This is a genomic window from Mesorhizobium sp. Cs1321R2N1 (assembly GCF_037179725.1).
Lineage (GTDB): Bacteria > Pseudomonadota > Alphaproteobacteria > Rhizobiales > Rhizobiaceae > Mesorhizobium > Mesorhizobium salmacidum.
Map to the genome: position 1 here is coordinate 1 of NZ_JAPYKP010000247.1, position 4307 is coordinate 4307.

A 4307-nucleotide genomic window follows, 5' to 3' on the forward strand; every position below is an offset into this window, starting at 1 on the left:
CCGGCGCCGACCGATGGCGCGGCACCGGCGGCCCGCTGCACATCAGCGATACAGCCAGCGCCGTCCACCCGTTGACCAAGCGCTATCTCGCCGCCGGCCAGCAAGCCGGACTGCCGCTCAATCCCGACTTCAACGGCGCCGCCCAGGAAGGCGTCGGCATCTACCAGATCTCGACCAAAAACGGCCGTCGCATGTCGGCTGCCCGCGCCTTCCTGCGCCCGGCGATGAAGCGCGCCAATGTCCGCGTCGAGACCAATGCGCTGGCAAGCCGCATCCTGTTCGAAGGCAAGCGCGCCGTCGGCGTCGAATATCTGCGGAACGGCGAGACCAAGACGGCCCGCGCCGGCCGTGAAATCATCCTGTCCGCCGGCTCGATCAACTCGCCACAGCTCATGCAGCTCTCCGGCGTCGGCCCGGCGGCGCTGCTCAAAGGATTGGGCATCCCGGTGGTGCATGCCAACGAGAATGTCGGCGCCAATCTGCAGGATCATGTCGGCATCAACTACACCTTCAAGGGCAAGCTGCCGACGCTCAACCAGATCCTGCGTCCCTGGTGGGGCAAGCTTTTGGTCGGCATGCAGTACATCCTGACCCGCTCCGGCCCGCTGTCGCTGTCGATGAACCATGGCGGCGGTTTCTTCCGCACCGACCCGGCGTTTTCCCGGCCCAACATGCAGCTCTATTTCCAGGCCTTCTCGACGCTCATCCCGAAGAACGGCGAGCGGCCGATCCTGACACCGGATCCGTGGCCGGGCTTCTCCATCGGCCTCTCCAACTGCCGTCCTTCGAGCCGCGGCGAGATCATGATCCGCTCCAGCAATCCGCTGGATTATCCCAAAATCGTCGCCAACGCCTACTCGACCAACGCCGATGTCGACGAGATGTTGGCGGCGGTGAAATTCGTGCGCAAGATCGCCTCGATGCCCGCCATGGCCGAGATTATCGCCGAAGAGGTGTTGCCCGGCCCGTCGATCCAGTCCGACGCCGACCTGATCACCGATTTCAGGAAGCGCTCCGGCACCGTCTATCACCCGGTTTCTACCTGCCGCATGGGCCCCGACCCCTCGCGATCCGTGGTCGATCCGCGCCTCAAGGTGCACGGGCTCGAAGGCTTGCGCGTCATCGACGCCTCGATCTTTCCCGACAACATCACCGGCAACACCAACGCCGCCTCGGTCATGACCGGGTGGAAGGGCGCCGAACTGGTTCTGGAGGACCACACATGAAGATCACCGACGTCAAGACATGGGTTGTCGGCAACCCGCCGCCCGGCATCGGCGGCAAGTATTTCATCTTCGTCAAGCTGACCACCGATGGCGGCGTGGTCGGCTATGGCGAAGCCTACAACGCCACCTTCTCCGCCCACATCACGGCGAAGATGATCGAGGACATGGCCGAGCGCTATCTCGTCGGCCGCGATCCGCACGACATCGAGAATTTCTTCCGCCGCGCCTATTCCTCCGGCTTCACCCAGCGCCCCGACGTTTCCGGCATGGGCTGTTTTTCCGCACTCGAAATGGCCTGCTGGGACATTGTGGGCAAGGAGGCCAACAAGCCGGTCTATAAGCTGCTCGGCGGCCAGGTGCACGAGACGCTGCGCTCCTACACCTATCTCTATCCGCACACGGGCAGCGTGCATTCCGAGGACGCGCCGGACGGCAGGAACGTCTACAACGATCCGGAGATGGCCGCGGCCTGCGCGCTCGAATATGTCGAGCAGGGTTTCAACGCCGTCAAGCTCGACCCGGCCGGCCCCTACACCGCCTTCGACGGCCACCAGCCGCGCCTCATCGACATCGATGTCTCGACCCGCATGATCAAGGCGATCCGCGAGGCGGTCGGCACCCGCGCCGACATCCTGTTCGGCACGCACGGCCAGTTCACCGCATCGGGCGCGCTGCGCATGGCGCGCGCCATCGAACCATATGATCCCCTGTGGTTCGAGGAGCCGGTGCCGCCTGACATGCCCGAAGTCATGGCGCAGGTGGCGCGTGCGACTTCGATCCCGATCGCCACCGGCGAGCGGCTGACGACGAAATCCGAATTCGCCCGCGTCATCGAGAACCGCGCCGCAACCATCCTGCAGCCGGACCTCGGCCGCTCCGGCGGCATTCTGGAGACCAAGAAGATCGCCGCCATGGCCGAGGCCTATCACATCCAGGTCGCGCCGCATTGCTATTGCGGGCCGATCGTCGGTGCCGCCAACATCCAGCTCGCGGTGACGCTGCCGAATTTCCTCATCCTGGAATCGCTGAAACAGTGGGACGGTTTCCACGCCACGCTCTTGAAGAAGAAGATCGAATGGCAGGACGGCAATGTCATCCCGTCGAAGGAGCCGGGGCTCGGCGTGGAGCTCAACGAGGCGGTCTGCGATGCCCATCCCTATACCGGCAAGGACCTGCATCTGCAGATGATGCAGACACCGTTGATGCCGTGAGCGAAAGCTACGCCTTCATCGGCCTTGGCCATCTCGGCGGCAACCTTGCCGCCAGCCTGATCCGCAACGGCTTTGCCGTGACGGTCCACGACCGCGACCCCGCCGCCGTCGAGCGCCTCGTCGCGCTTGGCGCCACGGCCGCCAACAGCCCGGCCGAGGCCGCCGCGCGGGCCGGCAATGCCGTAACCTGCCTGCCCTCGCCGAAAGTCAGCGAAGCGGTGCTGGCCGGCGCCAATGGATTGCTCGCTGGCCTGCCCAAGGGCGGCACATGGATCGAGATGTCGACCAATGGCCGCGACGAGATTCTTCGGCTCGCCGCCCTCGCCTCGGCCAGCGGCGTCGAGACCTTGGAATGCCCGGTCACCGGCGGCGTGCATCTGGCGGCTGTTGGAAAGATCACCGCGCTGGTCGGCGGCGATGCGGCCCTCTACGAGCGACACCGCCCGGCGATCGAAGCCATGTGCGCGAAGTCGTTCCTGATGGGTCCGATCGGCTCGGCGGCGGTGATCAAGGTCATCACCAACATGCTGGCCTTCATTCATCTGGTCGCCGCCGGCGAGGCGCTGATGCTGGCCAAGCAAGGAGGGCTCGACCTCACGCAGAGCTACCACGCCATCGTTGCCTCCTCCGGCAACAGCTTCGTCCACGAGACCGAAAGCCAGTTGGTGCTGAACGGCTCCTATGACATCGGCTTCACCATGGACCTGGCATTGAAGGACCTTGGCTTCGCGCTCGCCATGGCCGAACAATCCGGCGTGCCGCTCGATCTGGCATCGCGCGTCAACGCGATTTTTCAGCAGGGCAAGGCTGCCTATGGCGGCGACGCCTGGTCGACCCAGATCGTCAAGCTGCTGGAAGATGCTGTCGGCACCGACCTTCGTGCGCCCGGTTTCCCGGCCAAGCTGGAGGTTTGAGCAACATGAGCCAGCAACGAAATCAATGCGTTGGACAAGACTCTAGAATCATAGCCGCAACAACTTGAATCAGAGCTGCAACATCTCGACTGGTTTCCCGAGCGAGCGTTTCGATCGGATTGCATTCCACGGCGATTGGCGGGAACACCCTCCCCTTCGTCATCCTCGGGCTTGACCGAGGATGACGACGCTCTGGGACGCTCTTACCCCGGCAACACCTTAATTCAATATCTCACCATCAACGCACCAGGCAGGATCTCGAAGGTCGCCGGTATGCGCCCGGGCGACTCGCCGTCTATGTCGACCAGCGCGCCGTTCTTTTCCACATCGCCGAGCGGTTCGACCACCACTTTCCTGCCGCGCAGGATGGTGATCGCCGGATGGTTGCGGTGCCTGCCGCCATAGAGCAGCCTGATATCCCAGATCAGCTTCAGCTTGCCGGCAGCGCGCAGGATGACGATGTCGAACTGCCCGTCGGTCAGTTCAGCATCGGGCGCGATCATCATGCCGCCGCCGAAGAATTTGCCGTTTGCCACCGCCACCAGCGCCATGCGCGCCTCGACCGGGTCGCCGTCGTCGACGGTGATCCGTACGTCCTGGAAGCGGTAGCGGACGAACTCGACCACGGTGCGCCACAGGAACAGCGCCTTGGCCGACATCCTGCCCTTGCGCTTGTCGGCATTGACGGCGCGGTCGGTGGAGCCCGACAGGCCGAGGCTGGCGATGTTGATGAAGTGGCGGCTGGCCAGTGCGCCATGGTCGTCGACATAGCAGATGCGGCCGGCATCGACCGCCCTTGCCTTGGCGTCGGCGATCCGTTTCAGCGTTGCGTCGATCTCCTTCGGCAGGCCGAGGCCGCGCGCGAAATCGATGCCGGCGCCGCACGGCAGCAGGCCGAGTTCGGTTGTCCTGCCGCCCTCCTCGCGGGCCTGCAGCAGGCCGTCGGCCACTTCGCT

The 4307-nt window shown here is 64.6% G+C and carries 4 protein-coding genes; 3 read left to right on the forward strand and 1 reads right to left on the reverse strand.

The features are described from left to right. The 3 genes from O7A61_RS31245 to O7A61_RS31255 all read left to right on the forward strand — a co-directional run. The coding region (locus O7A61_RS31245) for a GMC family oxidoreductase (protein ID WP_337133031.1) at positions 1-1226 on the forward strand (1226 nt) is incomplete at its 5' end. After that, positions 1223-2437, forward strand: coding sequence for a mandelate racemase/muconate lactonizing enzyme family protein (locus O7A61_RS31250; RefSeq protein ID WP_337133033.1), 1215 nt, complete (start codon positions 1223-1225; stop codon positions 2435-2437). The genes O7A61_RS31245 and O7A61_RS31250, both read left to right, overlap by 4 nt. Then, on the forward strand, positions 2434-3351 hold the full coding sequence (locus tag O7A61_RS31255) for an NAD(P)-dependent oxidoreductase (protein ID WP_337133034.1): 918 nt from the start codon (positions 2434-2436) through the stop codon (positions 3349-3351). The genes O7A61_RS31250 and O7A61_RS31255 overlap by 4 nt, the downstream gene beginning before the upstream one ends. 224 nt (positions 3352-3575) lie before the next feature. Here O7A61_RS31255 and O7A61_RS31260 read toward each other — a convergent pair. After that, positions 3576-4307: diacylglycerol/lipid kinase family protein (locus O7A61_RS31260; protein ID WP_337133035.1), on the reverse strand; the 732-nt coding region annotated here is incomplete at its 5' end.

Coding starts and splice junctions, on each gene's coding strand:
- O7A61_RS31250 (WP_337133033.1), top strand. CDS start 1,223: ATGAAGATCACCGACGTCAAGACATGGGTTGTCGGCAACCCGCCGCCC.